This is a genomic window from Bacteroidetes bacterium SB0662_bin_6 (assembly GCA_009839485.1).
GTDB lineage: Bacteria > Bacteroidota > Rhodothermia > Rhodothermales > VXPQ01 > VXPQ01.
Genome location: VXPQ01000046.1, coordinates 229,677 through 246,462, shown reverse-complemented (window position 1 = coordinate 246,462; position 16,786 = coordinate 229,677). Strand labels below are relative to the sequence as shown.

At 58.3% G+C, this 16,786-nt stretch carries 10 protein-coding genes; 8 read left to right on the top strand and 2 right to left on the bottom strand.

Annotated elements, in window-relative coordinates; translation table 11 throughout:
- Positions 1 to 45 precede the first annotated feature (45 nt).
- The 6 genes from F4Y00_08975 to F4Y00_08950 all read left to right on the top strand — a co-directional run bounded on the left by F4Y00_08975 (position 46) and on the right by F4Y00_08950 (position 11,469).
- Entirely contained in the window at positions 46 to 789 is a 744-nt protein-coding gene (locus F4Y00_08975) for a triose-phosphate isomerase (GenBank protein MYE05085.1), read from the top strand.
- Positions 790 to 1,049: 260 nt separating this feature from the next.
- Entirely contained in the window at positions 1,050 to 4,118 is a 3,069-nt protein-coding gene (locus F4Y00_08970) for an outer membrane beta-barrel protein (protein ID MYE05084.1), read from the top strand.
- A gap of 46 nt (positions 4,119 to 4,164) precedes the next feature.
- Complete coding sequence (locus F4Y00_08965; GenBank protein MYE05083.1) at positions 4,165 to 6,150, top strand: hypothetical protein; 1,986 nt, start codon at positions 4,165 to 4,167, stop codon at positions 6,148 to 6,150.
- Positions 6,151 to 6,203: 53 nt separating this feature from the next.
- On the top strand, positions 6,204 to 7,247 hold the full coding sequence (locus F4Y00_08960; GenBank protein MYE05082.1) for a PorV/PorQ family protein: 1,044 nt from the start codon (positions 6,204 to 6,206) through the stop codon (positions 7,245 to 7,247).
- Between the two features lie 42 nt (positions 7,248 to 7,289).
- Complete coding sequence (locus F4Y00_08955) at positions 7,290 to 10,031, top strand: hypothetical protein (GenBank protein ID MYE05081.1); 2,742 nt, start codon at positions 7,290 to 7,292, stop codon at positions 10,029 to 10,031.
- 268 nt (positions 10,032 to 10,299) lie between these two features.
- Entirely contained in the window at positions 10,300 to 11,469 is a 1,170-nt protein-coding gene (locus tag F4Y00_08950; GenBank protein ID MYE05080.1) for a hypothetical protein, read from the top strand.
- 75 nt (positions 11,470 to 11,544) lie between these two features.
- Here the strand turns inward: F4Y00_08950 and F4Y00_08945 are convergent, their stop codons facing one another.
- Entirely contained in the window at positions 11,545 to 12,540 is a 996-nt protein-coding gene (locus tag F4Y00_08945) for a LacI family transcriptional regulator (GenBank protein ID MYE05079.1), read from the bottom strand.
- A 370-nt stretch (positions 12,541 to 12,910) separates the two neighbouring features.
- Between F4Y00_08945 and F4Y00_08940 the strand changes: the two genes are divergently transcribed.
- Together F4Y00_08940 and F4Y00_08935 are read left to right on the top strand one after the other, a co-directional pair.
- Complete coding sequence (locus F4Y00_08940) at positions 12,911 to 14,518, top strand: fucose isomerase (GenBank protein ID MYE05078.1); 1,608 nt, start codon at positions 12,911 to 12,913, stop codon at positions 14,516 to 14,518.
- A 53-nt stretch (positions 14,519 to 14,571) separates the two neighbouring features.
- On the top strand, positions 14,572 to 15,360 hold the full coding sequence (locus tag F4Y00_08935) for a class II aldolase (GenBank protein MYE05077.1): 789 nt from the start codon (positions 14,572 to 14,574) through the stop codon (positions 15,358 to 15,360).
- On the opposite strand, the gene F4Y00_08930 is transcribed toward F4Y00_08935, so the two are convergent.
- Positions 15,339 to 16,700, bottom strand: coding sequence for an anaerobic sulfatase-maturation protein (locus F4Y00_08930; GenBank protein MYE05076.1), 1,362 nt, complete (start codon positions 16,698 to 16,700; stop codon positions 15,339 to 15,341). The two genes, F4Y00_08935 and F4Y00_08930, sit on opposite strands and share 22 nt — an antisense overlap.
- Positions 16,701 to 16,786: the final 86 nt, after the last annotated feature.

The window sequence follows — 16,786 nt, the reverse complement described above, 5'->3', positions numbered from 1 at the left end:
GATCTTTTTCTCTTTTCGTTTTCATCCAACCATACGCTAAATCTCATGCTTGTTGCCGGTAACTGGAAAATGCACACGGATATTGATGCGGCGCGTACCCTTGCGCGCAATGTCGTGGATACGGTGGGAGACCCCGGGGATGTAACGGTCGTGGTGTGCCCGCCTTTCGTGAGCCTGTCCGCTGTGGCCGCGGAGATTGCCGGTACGCCGGTGGGTCTCGGAGCCCAGAACATGCATATGCAGGATGCGGGCGCCTTTACCGGCGAGGTATCGGCTCCAATGCTGACGTCGGCGGGATGCCGGTACGTGATTCTGGGGCATTCCGAACGCCGGCAGTACTTCGGGGAGACGGACGCGGGGGTATGCGCGAAAATCGAACAGGCGCATGCCCACGGTCTTGTGCCGATCGTGTGTGTGGGCGAGACCCTGGAAGAGCGCAAGGCGGGCAAGGCCGAAGAGGTCGTGGGTCGGCAACTGGTGCACAGTCTGCATGGCGCAGCGCCGGATACTCCGGATCATCTGGTGATCGCCTACGAACCGGTCTGGGCGATCGGTACGGGTGAAACGGCCACGCCCGATCAGGCGCAGGAAATGCATGCTTTCATCCGGGGGCGGCTGAATGAACAATTCGGGGAAGAGACGGGTCGCGCCCTGCATATTCTGTACGGAGGCAGCGTCAAACCGGGCAACGCCGCCGAGCTGTTCGGGCGGGCGGATGTGGATGGCGGATTGATCGGCGGCGCCAGCCTGAAGGGGGAGGACTTTGCGGCGATTGTGCGGGCGGGGTAGTGGGTCCGGGCAGGCCCTGTCAACGTTGCTCCGGATTGTGTTTTTCTCGAGTATTCACTCGGTATTTCGGATTATTTTTAAAAATATTTCACGATTTCTTGACAAAGAGCAGGCACACGTTTATACTGAGCATGGGGTATCGCTTTTGAAGTATCCCGACGTGTTTTTTTGCCAGAAAATGATAACGCTAACATTCCTCCTTTCCGCGTGACCCCCCGGCGGTTTTCGCGGTTCATGCAAGCACACGACGCAGGTTAATCATGATCAGGAGATACGCTTCTTCGCTTCTCGTCCTTGGAGGTTTGCTTCTCTCTACAGGTCTCGTCCATGCGCAGACGGGTAAGATAGCAGGTACCGTCACCGACGCGGTCACGGGAGAACCCTTGTCCGGGGCAAATGTGGTGGTCGAGGGCACCCGGTTGGGGGCCGCCGCCGACGCCGAGGGCAACTACTTCATTTTACAGGTGCCCCCGGGTACGCATGTCGTACAGTCGACGATGATCGGTTTTGCAACGGTGACGCAGACCGACGTGCGGGTCTACATTAATCAAACGGCCCCGTTGAATTTTTCGCTTTCCCCCTCTGCGGTGCAAGCAGAAGAGGTGGTGGTGGTTGCGGAGCGTCCGCCTGTAGAGGTGGATCTCACGGGCAGCAAACAGCGCATGAGCGGTGAGGAGCTTGATAACAGTTGGGTGAAGACACTCTCTGAGGCGCTTCTGATTCAGACGGGAACGAACATCCACGGCGGTATTCGCGGGGGCTTTGGACTCGAGGACAGCTATTTCATTGATGGGCTCAGCCTGCGCGACAATGTTTCAGGGGGTAATTTGGCAGGCGTCAACACCACGACCATCGCGGAACTGGAGGTCCTTACCGGTGGCTGGAGCGCAGAGTACGGGCGCGCGACGGGTTCGGTAATCAACATTGTCACCCGTTCTGCTTCAGACCGCATTCGCGGCACGATACGTTCCCGATATCGCCCCGCGGGACAATATCATTGGGGCCGGAATATTTACAGTAAAGAGAATTATGAATGGAAGGTGATGGCTACGCTCGACTACTGGACCGAGAACACCGGGGGAGGCGCGTGGGCCGCGCGAACCCCGCAGGAGCGCCTCGATGCGTGGACGAATTTCATCACGGGGGATCTTTTCGGGGACGTTTCACGCCGCATGCAGGATTATGCCGAGCGCGCTACCTGGGAGGGCGAGGGAACGTTCTATGGGCCGATCACGGAAGACCTGGGGTTTCTTGCTTCGGGGAAGTACGTGCGGAGCGCCCCGAATTTCCCGGCTTATCTGGAGTATACTCAGGATTGGAATTACCAGGGCAAGCTGCATTACCGGCTCGGCTCCAGCAACCGGCTTGAGCTTTCGGGCCTTTACCAGGGTTTCGACAACACGGATGGCCCGCGGTTGAGCTACTGGTCCAGTGAAGATGCATTCGTTTCGGGGTTCTGGGGCCCTCCGCCGTACTATCACTCCGGTTATTCCACGTTCAAGTACTGGCCCTACGGCACCTCGAACATCTTTCAGGTTCCGACGCCGCCGGAATACATGCGGATGCGGAGTGGACAACTGGCCTGGACGCACGTATTCAATCCTTCATCTTTTCTCGACGCCAAGGTGAGCTACACCACCATGCGTCTGGATCGGGACAACTTCGGCCAACTCGAGGACAGCGAATTCTATGATCCCGAGTCAGAGGAGTTTGGCACCCACTGGGACGAAACAATGATTCCGGGCAACCCGCTGTTTTTGCTGCCTCCCATTTTTCATCGCCGCCACCCGGGCATTTTTCAACTCAAGGTGCGCTCAGAGGCCGCTGTAGCCAAGGTGGACTACACGAATCAGGTAAGCCAGGAGTTTCAATTGAAGGCCGGTGTGTTCATCTCCCCACAGTACGTGTCGAAGACCTTTAAGGCCGGAGACATGCCGGGCGCCGTCTACTCCAATTTGGCGACGAAGCCCGATTTCAAGCCGTGGGATGCGGCAGCCTATGTGCAGGGGAAGGTGGAGCTGAACGGCATGGTGGTCAACGCGGGGCTGCGTTTCGACGCCTTTGATGCGAACACGAAAGTGGCGCCCTCGATATTCGATCCGGGCGTGTTCGACGAGGCCCACGTGCCCAGCTACGATGCGGAAACGCACGGTGTGCAAACCCGTTCTCGGGCCGTGCTTTCACCGCGTTTCGGCATATCCCATCCGATCACGGAGTTGACCGTGCTGCACTTTTCCTACGGTCACTTCAACCAGCGCCCGGCGTGGCAACTGATCGGTGGCGGCCCGACGATTTTTCACATCACGTCCAGTTCGGAAGGCAATCCGGATGCTTCACCTGAGGAGGCGTTCGGTTTCTATCACCCCAACACCAACACGGCCAACCCGGAGCTCACCTTCGAGAAGATCATTCAGTACGAGATTGGCTTCGATCAGCATATTCCCCGGTTGGCCCAACTCGACGTGACCGCCTATTACAAGGACGGCAAGAATCTGACTTCTCTCGGAGTGAGCCAGGGGCGGGTCGACTTTGTGGGATTCGGATCGCACGCCAACCTTTTCGGCCTCGGGGGTTCGGTAAACACCGAGGTGTATACCGACCCGGTGGCCACCCTTGGGTTCGCGCCGGGAGGCGGCCGCAGCCGGGTAACGACCAATGGCGGGTTCGTCGATGTGAGAGGCCTCGAAGCGTCCATCGAGACGCTCTTTTTGCGGAACGCACGCCTGAAGCTTGTTTTCAACCGCTCTTTCGTGCGCTCCGGCCAATACGGTTTCAGACAGATATTCGTCGAAGTGGATGGCAACCCCGTACGGCCAAACCGATTGCACGGCGTGAGCCTGAGAGACCGGGGGACCTCCGGGCAGAACAACGACCAATGGAACCCGACTACGAGCTTCAAGGCAATCCTGAACTTGTTCACGCCGGAACAATTCGGCCCTGACCTTGGAAGTTTTTACCCGTTGGGAGGATGGCATGTGAACGCCTTTTACAATTTCGCCAGCGGCCACCGCTACACCTATCACTCCCCGGGAGATTTCTCGACCGAGCCCAATAACAGGCGGTGGAAACCCTACCACAACACTAACCTGCGTATCTCGAAAGCCATTGGCCTGGTTGGCTCTTCGGAGATTGAGTTCAGCGTGGACGTTCATAATGTGCTCAATACCAACCGCATCAGGTTCCCCACCTCACAGGATGCCTTGGTTGCTTACCACGAAGAAGATCAACTCCCGGTGAATCCAACAACGGGGGAAGAAAGCGAATGGGACTGGTACGATCTCGTTCAGCTTCCCCGGCAGATGTTTTTCGGGGTACAATTGAACTTTTAATCGCCCAGGAAGCAAGTTTTTTTCAGCCTAACCGGAGCCCAGACCGATGAGCATAACGACACGGCAAGTCTCCTTTTTCACAGCCTTCGTGATAGGCGCTGTCCTGGCTGCGTTCCCCGCCCCGGTCGCTGCGCAGGCCATCACCGACCACCAACTCACGCGGGGCAAGTTCTGGACCATTGTCAGTGAGGCAGTTCCCAACCCGGCCGCCTGGAGGTCCGCCTACCCCGGCTACTTCGAGGCCCCTACGAGTTGGTTCAACACCTTCGAAAACTGGGTCGCTCTCGTCGACGGGGATCTGATCGTTGCCGGTCCGCCCACCTTCAACGTCGTCGGGCACACTTTGGTGAAGAACTACAACTTCAGCCAAAGCGCACAGGAAGCCGAGGAGTATTCCTTCGATGTGGTTACTTCCATTGATCCGTCAGCACCTGGGGTGCCGACTATCCCTTTGCGGGTATCCCGAAAGAGGATGGTCTGGAGCCTGCCGCAGTACGACGACTTCATCATACAGCGCGAGGTGTACACGAACGAGGGCGGCACCACCATCCAGGACTGGTATCACGCTGTTACCTACAGCATCAATATCGCAACGGGCGTGCCGTATGGGACTCCGTTCGATGACGAATATGTCTGGGATGCTTCCTTCAGCAATTCCCGGGAAGAACAGGGGAACTTCGTGTTCTACGACGACACCTCCATGCCGCCGAACCAGAGTCCCGTGACCTATGACATTTCTCCCGGCGACGTCACGGGCGACCGGGGGGATCCGGGCAATATCACCATCCAGAATTCGATCGACCGCAGGCTCTATTCGCCCCAGATATTCACCGACAACATCGTGGACGTGACGCCCAACAAGTTCGGTGAGAAGAAGGTTTATCAAGGAATCTATCACCGGATTCTGAATGAGAACCCGGGCGCGCCCGACGAAGAATTCTGGCAGCCCACGAACAGGGACCCGGACTATGTTCTCACGCGCATGACCCCCGAGCAGCCGCGGATGAGCTGGCGCGAGGCGAACGCCGACGCGTCCACCGTCGATGGCAATATCTATGAACGCCTTGGCGCTTTCAACCTGGGCATCGGCCCCTATGACATTGCCCCCGGAGATTCCGTCGAGCTGATCCGGGTGATCGCGCTCGGGGAGATGGACCGCAACGTTACCGAGCGGGGCGGCCTGGAGGCCACGCAGAACTACCTTGCGGCGGGAATGGCCAATCTGAAGGAAAACTGGGCGGCCGCTCTGGGGATCGTAGAGGCCTGGCAACGCACCGGGAACTGGAATGCCGGCATCACCGCCTATCCGCCGCCTACCGTCGGCGATGCTCCTTTCGCCAGCAACGACGACATGATCCAGGTCGAGTTGTTTGCCGATCCCGAGACGCTCACGCAGGGGTTCGATATTACCTTCACGGCCGTGCCGAACGGCTACGTTGATCCGATCAAGGGACGCAACGATTGGGCCGGGTACAAAATATACCAGTCCGAGTCGCGCATAGAGGGGCCCTGGGAGGAGGTGGCGAACATTTCCCGGGACCAGGCTGCCGGGTTGACCACCGGCAACAAGGTCACCTACCGCCTTGCAACGAAAGCGGGCATCCCGTATCGCTACTGGGTCACTTCCTATGACGAGGATGGGCTGGAAAGCGGGTTTACCGCCTACACATACAACGCGCTGGCCGCCAAGCCGGCGCCAAGCAACAGCCTGTCGGATGTGCTGGTTATCCCTAATCCTTTCCGGCAGGTCAGTGGTCTTGCCGATCCCTCCGAAGAAAAGAGAATCAGTTTTCTGAACATTCCGGGGATTTGTACGATCCGCATTTTCAATGTCGCTGGAGAGCTGATTCGCACCATTGAGCACAATGACGGTTTCGGGGAGGAAGCCTGGGGAAGTGCGCTCGAAGGCGACTACCTGCTGACTCGCTTCTTTCAAAACGTGCAGCCCGGGGTGTACATCTACCACATCGAGTCGCATGTGTCCGGCCACGAAGGGGAGGCGGACATGGGCAAGTTCATCATCATCAAGTGAGTAAAACCGTAACGTCGTCCGAACGCCGAGACTTTCTACCGGGGGTAGCCAAGATGAAAAAATATGCCTCACTCGCCTGTGCATCGATCCTGTTTCTGGCGGTGCATCCGGCCCATGGGCAAATCGAGCCTGACGTAGGCACTGGTGTCGAATCGCCCTCTTTTCAGCGGGTCGGGCAATCCGGTTTTCAGTTTTTGAAACTGCCCACAAGCGCACGCCAGGCGGGCATCGGCGGCATTCTGTCTTCCGCAGGCTACGCGGACGCCGCCACGGTATTCACCAATCCGGCCTCGACCGTGAACGTCGAGAATTTCAATGTGGCGATTTCTCACGTGCAATGGTTTGCCGATATTGCTTATCAGAGCGCCGCCGCTCTCAAGCAATTCGAGGGCATAGGCACCGTAGGCGTTCACGTCTTCTACCTTGATTACGGAGACATGCCGAGGACCGAAAACCGTCCCATTCTGGACCAGGGGGTGCCTACCGGGCGCTCGGAGGTGCTCACCGACCTGGGTACGGTTTCCGCCCATAATCTCGTGGCGGGGGTCAGCTATGCCCGCCGCATCACGGACCGCCTTTATTTTGGCGCCAACGCCAAATACATTTCCGAGACGCTCGATGACGCCAACGTCGGCGCCTGGGCCGTCGATGTGGGTACGGTCTTTTACACAGGTCTCCGCAGTCTCCGTCTAACCATGGTCGGCAAAAATATCGGCCCCGACACCCAAATCGCCCAGTTCGACGAGCGCATAGGCTACGAACCCGCCAACGTGCGGATGCCTGTGAATTTCAGCATAGGCGCTGCCTACGACGTGATTGAGGCCGGGGAGGGCAGCCCGCATGCCTGGACCTTCGCCGGCGAGTTCGTTCATCCGAACGACGGCCCCGAAAAAGTGAACACAGGGACGGAGTACGTCTTTCGGGACCTGCTTGCGCTACGGGCAGGGTACCGGTTCAATTACGACGAGGAAGGTATTACCCTTGGGGCCGGTCTGAAAGTTACCACCAGTGCCGGGGGCATCGCCGTCAACTATGCATGGTGGGACTTCGGCGTTCTCGGATACACCCATATGTTCTCACTGGCTTTCGGACGGTAGGGCTCCTGTCCTCAAGACACAGCCAACCAACTCCGAGCACGTATGGAACCCACCCCACTGGCGAACGCATCCCGCGCCGCCGCGCGACCGGGGCGTCGGTGCATGGCGGGGCCTCGATGGCGAAGCGCCGTTGCCGTCCTTCTTCTTGCCGCCACGGTATTTGGCGGATCTGCTCAACGGGCGGCGTCTCAGACCAACCCGGTCGAGGTACGTGAGATCGACGGGTACATCGAGATCGACAACGGCCTCGTCAAAGCCCGATTCACGCCGAGCCCCGAAGGCGTTGATCAGGCCTTCTTTGCCGCGCAGGCCGGGCAATGGGTGCTTGTGGCTGAGGCGTTTCGTCCTCCCAACCCGCGCCCGCACACTACCACTGCACTGTACCTGGATCGCTCCAACGAGCAGGGTCGGGCCCTGCGCATTGCGGAGGAGTACCGCGTGATCGTTCCCGAAGTACTCCGTACGGTGCACGTGAGCCAAAAAACTCCCGAGGAAGTACAGGTGGTGCTTACCGGGGAGACCCCTATGGTGCGCGTCGAGCAGACCGTGAGCCTGCAACGGGGAAGAAACATCATTCACGTCGACGTGCAGGGGGTGCTCCGGGGCGATCCGCCGCAATTGGAATATCTGTTTTCCCCATTTTCCTTTGCCGAGGCGGGATCCCCGGATTTCAGCCATGCGCCGGCCTACAAGCGATCTCCCGGCGATGTCATCGGCGATCGCGCCTTCTTTGCGCCCGCGGCCATCGTGCAGACCGGGAGCGTGTTTGCAGCCTTGGTACCCGATCTTGACCAGATCAACGAGCACATTGTATACGGGCAGCACGCGCGACCTCAAAAGCATCCCTGGATTTTCGGCGTTCCTATCGACTCGTCCAGGATATCCATGCCGGCCGTGCTGGATCTGGAACTTGCCTCCGGGATGACGAATCACCCGCTGCTGGCGTATGGCGTCATGGACGCGATCACGGAGCAGCACGTTTACTGGCGCCATGAAAACGCGGGTGGAACCCTCGTTCGTACGCTTTCCGACAACGAGGTGCGTTACGGGATGGATCTCATCCTGGACGCCGAAGCCTCGCCTTACCGGGGATACCAGGGGGCGGCTACGTATCTCTGGGACCGTTACGGGAGGCACTATTTCCAGCGTCCCCGCCCCCAGGCGATGCCATTCGCCGAGTATGCCTCGATTGCGTATCCGGCATCTTTGGCCTATAAAGGTTTTACTGTCGAGTATGAAGACGGGAAGCCCGTCATGGTCCACCGGGACCCTGAAGGACCGGATGCCTGGAATTCCTGGCAGCAGTGGGAAATGGAGGGGCAGCCGGTCGGGGCGCTGCGGCTCACGGCGCCGCAGTGGTTTCATCTGACATACAATACGGCCTGGTGGAATAACGTAGCGGACGCCACCGGATTCTATTATTGGGGCGAGCGGCTTGGGGATCCTTCACTCATCGACAAGGCCCGCCGCATGGTCAACCTGGCCCTCATGGCGCCGCAGCATGAGGGTTTGTTTCCTTCCCTTTACGATCTGAACGAGAAGCATTGGATAGGCAGCCTCTGGCGATTTCCGACCGAGGGGTACGATCCGGACGAAACACGGACCTACTGGAACTGGGAAGAGGGGGACTATCAGACGGCATCGGCCAGTGTGACAGCGGGTTATCTGATGGAGGTCTATCGTCTCTATCAGAAAGACCCGCGTATTCTGGATTACGTCCAGCGGTATGGCGACTTTCTCATAGCACGTATGCAGCCCGAAGGCAGTGTGCCCGCCTGGTTCACCGAGCATCTTGAACCTCGTCCGAGCATGCGCTGGAACGCCGATGGCGGAGCGCATGCGTGGGTACTCAGTGAGCTGTATCGCGCTACCGGCGAAGATAAATTCCTGCAAGCAGCCAAACGCGCCGCACAGTTTCTGATAGATGACGTAATGCCTCAACAAAGATGGGTGGATTTCGAGGCGCTATACTCCTGTGCCGTCAAGGCCGAGACCTTCTTCGATCCGCGGACAGGCCAGCCGCCGCGCAACGCCATGTCGATGTCGTGGGCCTTGCAGGGTTTTGTTTCGCTCTACGAAGCAACCGGGGAATCGCGTTACCTTGAAGCGGCCGAGGCCGTCGCGGACTATGCCAGTTTTCTGCAAACGGTATGGGCGCCGCATTATATCATTACGGCCTATCCCTTCGGAGGCTTCTCTTCACAGATCGGCGATGCCGAATGGCTGGATCAGCGTGACCACCGGTTCGCCGGGATACTGGTCCGACTCGGGCTGCTTACCGGGCGGCAGGACCTGGTCGAGCGAGGGGTGGCAGCCGCCCGTTCCTCGCTTGCGCTGATTACCCTTCCTCAGCACGTCGAGAACGGGATATACAATGCTCCGACGTTTCCCCTGGGGCTGGGGCCGGAAAACATCGATCATGAAGGGTTTCCACAAACCCCGCTCCGCTCCGGGCCGAGTTGGGCCGAGGTGGGCGGATTGGCCGCTGCCGCCGACGTACTGCGTCAACTCGGCGGCCTCTATGTCAATGTGGAGCGGGATATGGTCGTGGGGGTTGATGGAATTGCTGCCCAAAGTTATTCTCTCGACGGACGGACGCTCCGGGTGAACGTCGAAAAGCTGCTTACCGCGTTGCCGGTACCCTACGACGAGCCGTATGAGGTGCTCCTGAAGGTCGAGGGGTTACCGGATGACGGCTCTTATACGCTGGTTTTGGGTAACGAAGCGCCCCTTGAAAGGTCGGCGGCGGAACTGGCCCGCTATCCGCTGGAAATTCGTCCATGACAGGCGCGGTGATAAGATGCATACGTCCCCTGGCGGGTGTGCGGGGTAGGGGGAGTATTATCTGTTTGGTGTTTTTCATCGTATCATCCGAGTGGCGCCGTCCGAAATGCATGGTGAAAAGACGGCTGACTCCAGGGACTTTTGTGCGTAAATACGGAAGGCATGTCGGTTTTTTTGACGAAAAGGAGGATTACCTATGAAGAAGGTCATCATGGGAAGCATATTACTTGCAGTACTGTCGACATCCTGCAACCGGTCGGATGATGAGATGGAAAACACCGTGACGGAGACCGCAACCTTTGGGGAAGATCTTGCTTTTCTCAACGAGCATACCGAAGTGGTTGTGTTATCTGATGAAGCAGGGCAGGCCCAGGTCGTAGTCAGCCCGCCCATGCAAGGACGCGTCCTGACGAGTACTGCTGCCGGTAGCGATGGAATGAGCTACGGCTGGATCAATCGGGAGCTTATCGCCTCAGGCGAGCGGCAGGAACACATCAATGTGTTCGGGGGCGAAGATCGCTTCTGGTTGGGGCCCGAAGGCGGACAGTTCTCCATCTATTTCCAGGGAGGCGACCCGTTCGAAATGGAACACTGGTACGTGCCTGCCGCCATAGACTGGGATCCGTTTCCCGTGGCGGCGCAGGAGCGCGACAGGATTGTCTTCGAAAAAGCAATGCGCCTGACAAACTTTTCCGGTACGACGTTCGATCTCGAAGTGGACCGTGAGGTCCGGCTGTCAGGCAGGGCTGAGGTCGCCGAGGGGTTGGGCGTGGCGCTGGATTCCGTCGTCCAGGTTGTCGCCTTCGAATCCGTCAACAGTATCACGAACGTGGGTGATGAGGCCTGGACCAAAGAAGGAGGCCTCTTGTCGATCTGGATTCTCGGCATGTTCACCCCTTCCCCGGCGACCACAGTCGTGATTCCTTATCAGTCCGGTGATGAGGAGGTACTGGGCCCCATCGTCAACGCAGCCTATTTTGGCGAACCGCCTCCGGACCGGCTGATCATCGAGGACGATGTGATCTACTTCAGCGGCGACGGAAAATATCGCAGCAAGATCGGCCTGACCAGCAAGCGTAGCAAGCCCGTGTTCGGGAGCTACGATGCGGACAACCGCGTGCTCACGCTGGTGCAATATACGATGTCGGAGACGGCGGCGGACTATGTAAACTCGATGTGGGAAATCCAGGAGGACCCCTACGCGGGCGATATCATAAACAGTTACAACGATGGGCCGCCCGAGCCGGGCGCTGAACCACTCGGCCCATTCTATGAACTCGAAAGCTCTTCCCCGGCTATGGCGCTGGCGCCCGGGGACTCCCTGACGCACGTGCACCGTACGATCCATTTGCAGGGGAGCGAAGAAGCGCTCGATCGGATCGCTGTGGGAACCCTCGGGAAAACACTGAACGAAATACGCAGCGCGTTTGCACCGTAAGGCCGGTACCGCAGAAACCTTCTTTCATGATTTTCTGCAGTGCAGCCTCGCCGGGGCTTTATCTGTGCCTGCCCGTCAAGGCGCCGGGACGAGGGAAGAGGACCGTACGATCATCTTCGTAGGCAACGCACGATGGCGCGGAGCGCCGTCGAAGCCCTGCATCCGTTCGAGGAGCATGTCCATGGCAAGAGCCCCCATTTCGTAAGCCGGCTGGGCGACGACGGTCAGAAAAGGATTTATCTGGGCAGCGATTTCGATATCGTCGAAACAGGCCACCGCTACGTCCTCCGGCACACGTACCCCATGGCGTCTCAGACTAACCAGTACCCCCACCGCCACATGGTTGTTTGCAGCGATAATGGCCCGAGGAAGCAAGTTCTTCCTGAACAGTTGTTCCGTGATCTCCTCGCCGCTTTGGCGGCTCGTACGTCCCGGATATACGTGAGGAACGAGACCGGCTTCCTTCATGGCGCGAAGGTATCCGGCCTGGCGTTCTTCCAGGGAAGAAACCCCGGGCCAACCACCCACGAGGGCAATGTCCCGGAACCCCTGCTCGACGAGATGACCGGTCAGATGGATGGCCCCGGTGAATGTATCGCCCCATACCGCGTCGGCGTCGATTTCCTCCACGGTACGGTCGATCAACACCACCGGGATGTCGTGGTGGCGCAGCATATCGAGGTGGCGGTTGTTTCCCGGGGCGGAAGAAATTAACACGCCATCCACGCGGCGCGAAATGAGCACGTCCAGATAAAGGCGTTCTTTCTCCAGCGATTCATCGGAATTGCCGAGAATGAGAGCGTATCCGTGTTGTTGCGCCTTGTCTTCTACTCCTCGGGCTACCGTGGTATAAAACGAGTTGGTAATGTCGGACAGAATCAGGGCAATGGCGTTCGTGCAGCCGTTGACAAGGCTGCGGGCGGCTGCATTGGGGACATACTGGAGCTCTTCGATAGCGGCGCGCACTTTTCTGTGCGTGGCAGGCGCAAGCATGTCGGGTTGGTTAAAGTAGCGCGAGACGGTCATCGCACTGACACCCGCCTGATTGGCGACATCCAGGATAGTGCTCATTAAACTTTGCAGTCGATCAAAGGAAAGAATAAGGAGTGTGGATCAGCAACCCGCATCGGTATTTCTTCCATGATTGCCTGTGGTGCAGGTTCCCGAAGTATCCGTTTCGATCCGCTTTGCCTCGCACCGGATATGCCGCGATGCGTTGCCGCTCGCCAAATCGCCTTGTATTTCTCCGCTTTGCCCGGGCGCCGGTTCCTCGGCGGAGAATGGCTCTGAAAAGCTCTGTTCATGGCCGTCAGAGCGCTACGTTATCCATCGTCGATCTGCTTGACATGGTGGGCCTGAATCGCTACTTTTCTTTAGATGTTAACGCTAAAATTTCTCGTCGGATTTCCCGGCACGCCGCAGAAAGAAGAAGCAGAAGCTTGTGAGCACGAACGCTGTTACGCTTATCGCCAACGGAGATCTGCGCCTTGCAGCCAATCAAAGATGCTGGCCTGAGCAGCAGAAGGTCGAACGGGCCATCATACGAGTCATCGAAGCGGAAGGGCATCAGGTAGTGCGCGCCCACGAGGAACTCCCCGAAAAGAAACATGGCTTCATCGACAGCCAGAAGCACGGCCGGACAGTCTTTCGGCAAATAGATCCTGACAATCCTCTCGTGATCGCCTTTGCGGCGTGGCAGTACTCACATCACGTCCTGCCCGGTTTGTCGACCCATCGCGGGCCGATTCTGACCGTAGCCAACTGGAGCGGAACCTGGCCCGGTCTTGTCGGCATGCTTAACATGAACGGTTGCCTGACCAAGGCCGGCGTACCATACAGCACGCTCTGGAGCGATGATTTCACCGACGAGAAGTTCAGGCAGGGGCTTCGCGTCTGGCTCGAAACAGGTAGCGTAGCGCACGATCTGAGCCACGTGCTTCCCGCATCCGAACTGGATTTTACGGATGCGGAGTCTGAGCTTGGCCGCCGCCTGGCCGGGGAGCTTCGACGGGACAAGGCTATCATGGGGGTTTTTGACGAGGGATGCATGGGGATGTATAATGCAATCATCCCCGACGAACTGTTGCACCCGGTCGGGATTTTCAAAGAACGTCTCAGCCAGAGCGCTCTGTACTACGAAGCCACTCGGGTTTCCGAGGAAGAGGCGCAGGCCTGTTTCGAGTGGCTCAAAGATCGTGGCGTGCGTTTTCAGTTGGGGCCGGACGAAGACGAACATCTCACGGAAGCACAGGTGTTGCAGCAGTGCAAGATGTACATTGCCGTGCTCCGCATCGCCGATGATTTCGGTTGCGATCTCGTCGGAATCCAATACCAGCAGGGGCTCAAGGATCTGCTGCCCGCCTCCGATCTGGCGGAAGGCCTTCTGAACAACACGGAACGCCCGCCGGTATATTCGCGCGACGGCGCCCGCGAGCTCTATCCCGGAACGGCGCTTCCACACTTCAACGAGGTCGATGAGTGTGCCGGGCTGGATGCCCTGGTGACCCATCGCCTCTGGCGCGCGCTCGGGTATTCACCGGAGACCACCCTGCATGACCTTCGCTGGGGCGAGCCCTATGACGGAGATTTCGTGTGGGTCTTCGAGATTTCCGGGGCTGCGCCGCCCGCACATTTCACAGGAGGCTATTCGGGGACGAGTAGTGAACGCCAGCCACCCATGTATTTCCGGTTGGGAGGGGGAACGCTGAAAGGAATCAGCAAGCCGGGCGAGATAATCTGGAGCCGTGTTTTTGCCGAGGACGGCCGCCTCAAGGCAGACGTGGGGCGGGGCACGGTCGTGGAATTACCACGGGAAGAGACGGAGCGCCGGTGGCGGCTTACCACATCGCAGTGGCCGATCATGCACGCCGTGCTGCATGGTGTTTCGCGTGACCAGATGATGGCCCGCCACAAGTCGAATCACATCCAGGTAGCCTATGCGCCCGATGACGACGCGGCACGGAAGGCGCTGATCTCGAAAGTAGCGGCGTTCCAGAACATGGGCATCGAAACCTTCGTATGCGGCTTGCATGAGAGGATCGCCTCTTGAAGGAATGTTTGCGGGCCCCTTCGGGAACAAGGAACATCAAGCCTATGCCCCCCATGGAAGATATCCGTCGCCTGTTACTTGACCTCGCGCACGATCTCGGGGACGGGCGGCATATGGCTATCGCCGGGGAGGGGAATGTCTCGGGCAAGCTGGATGACCACCACTTCCTTATTAAAGCCAGCGGCACCCGGATGTCCACGCTGAAACCCGAAGAACTGGTAGGGGTTGATGCCCGGCCGTTGCTGGCGGCTCTGGAAGGAGGGAAAGACCTTACGGACGAGGAAATAGAGAGGTTGCTATTGGAAGTGCGCACGGATCCGGACGCGCTCAAGCCCTCGGTCGAGAGCCTGTTTCACGCCTGGTTGCTGACTCTGCCGGGCATCCGGATCATCGGGCACACCCATGCTATCGCCGTCAACCAGGTGCTCTGTTCCCCGCGAAAGCGGGACTTTGCCGTCCGGCGCGTGATTCCCGACCAAGTCGTCTACTGCGGGGTGGAATCCGTTCTGATACCCTACGTGGATCCTGGCTTTACGCTGGCCCGGTACATGGCCAGGGAAGTAGAGACGTTTAGAAAAATAACGGGAGTACTGCCCAAGACCATTTTGCTTGAGAACCATGGTGTCATCGCCCTGGGAGCGCAGCACACGGAGGTCATCGCGGCGCTGGCCATGGCAGAGAAGGCAGCCCGCATCTTCGTCGGCGCCGCGACCCTCGGAGGGCCGGTTTTCATGGATGAATCCGAGGTGTATCGCATTGCCGGACGCACCGATGAACACTATCGGCAGCGCATGCTTGCGCGTCATCTGCCCCGATCAGATCATGCAGATCCGGCAAACTGATCACCACCATTCCTCAAAGTGCCGCAACACGCCTTGTATTTCCTGCCGCTGCCGCAGGGACAGGGCGTATTCCGGCCTATGCGCCTGCCACTGGCGTGAAAATCCCGCCAACGCGACCACGCCATGACGTCAGCAGGCGCCCTTCTCCGGTAAAGCTGACCGGCCATGAATCTCATGTAGGGGTCGATGTGCCTGAAGAACATCTTGTAACCGGCACACAGGTAGTTTAATCCTGCTTCGCCGTCAGGTGTCTTCATAAAACGCTTTTTGGGGCATTCACCGTTGCAGGCGAAACGCACGTCACACCGACGGCAGTAATCCGGCAGCGTGTCTTGTTTGGCGGCTCCGAATGATTGCTGCTGGAGAGAATTCGTCATGGATAGCAGCGGCTTATCCATGATGTTGCCCAGCTTGTTGGCAGGGTAGACGAAGTGATCACAGGAATAGAGATCCCCATTGTGCTCGAGCGCGAGCGCATCGCCGCACGTTTCGCGAAACACACAAAGGCCTGGTTGCCTCCCGATCCAGGATTCAAGCGCCACATCAAAGAGTTGGACGAAGTATTGACCGACATCATTGCGCACCCATTCATCGAAGATGGTGCACAGGAACCGGCCATACTGCTCCGGCTCGACCGACCACTCGGAAACAACGGCCTCATAGGTAAAATCAGGGGAAACAAGCGACAAGTGATCCAACCCCGGCTCGGTTGCCACACGCTCTACAATCGGGATGAATTGCATAAACCCGCTGCCGATCTCCTTCAAAAACCGGTAGACCTCAAGTGGATAGTCTCCGTTATGACGCTGGACGACCGTCAGCGTGTTAAAGGCCACGTCGTATTTCTTCAGATAGGAAAGCCCCTGTATCACCCGATCGAAAGTAGGCTGCCCCCCCTTGTCCACCCGGTATCTGTCGTGTAGCGCGCGCGGGCCGTCGATGGAAAGCCCGATCAGAAAGTTGTGCTCCGCAAAGAAAGCGCACCACGTATCATCAAGAATTACCCCGTTGGTCTGGAAAGCATTCTCGACTTTCCTGCCGTCTGCGTATTCTTCCTGGAGAGCTACGACCTTTCGGAAATATTCCACCCCCAGCAGCGTGGGCTCACCTCCCTGCCAGGCAAAGCTGACGACCGGCGTGTCCTGCGATGCAATGTATTGCCGAATATAGGTTTCCAGGACGTCGTCCTGCATCGACCAGACTGCTTTCTTCTGCGCTTGAGGATAGAGGTTTTCCTTCTCCAGATAGAAACAATATGTGCAGTCCAGATTGCAAAGCGGCCCGATGGGTTTCGTCATCACATGGAAGGCCGTCTTCGAATCGTTCGCTACAGGCTCCATAACGGGATTCAGATCATGTTCCTTTTTCATGAGGATGTCTTTTCCAACCATTATCCACATGTCCGAGGGCCTTCCGGACAAAATGC